The 356-nt window shown below is 57.3% G+C and carries 1 pseudogene; it reads left to right on the top strand.

The features are described from left to right. A pseudogene (locus AC5ZG1_RS44820) lies at positions 1-274 on the top strand (transposase); the annotation flags it as partial. Positions 275-356 lie beyond the last annotated feature (82 nt).

Below are 356 nucleotides of genomic sequence, written 5' to 3'. Positions count from 1 at the left end.
GCTCGGGTTTCAAGTCGCACAGTCAAGTGTCGCGAAGTACATGGTCAAGCGGCGTGGGCCGCCACATCAGGGATGGCAGGCCTTTCTGCGAAACCACGCTCCGGACATTGCCGCCATGGATCTGTTCGTAGTCCCGACCATTGGCTTCAAACTGCTGTACGGCTTCGTGATCGTACGGATTGACCGTCGAGAGCTGATCTGGATCAACGTCACAACCAACCCCACGGCGGAATGGATCGCACACCAGATCACCGAAGCTTTTCGGGTTATATGATCCGTGATCGCGATCGGATCTATGGCGCCGTCGTCACACGGCGATTGCGCGCCATGGGCATTCGAGACAAACCGATTGCACC

It is taken from the genome of Bradyrhizobium sp. Leo78 (assembly GCF_059512425.1).
Note: the sequence above shows the minus strand (reverse complement) of the source record. Positions and strands in the feature narration are given on the sequence as shown.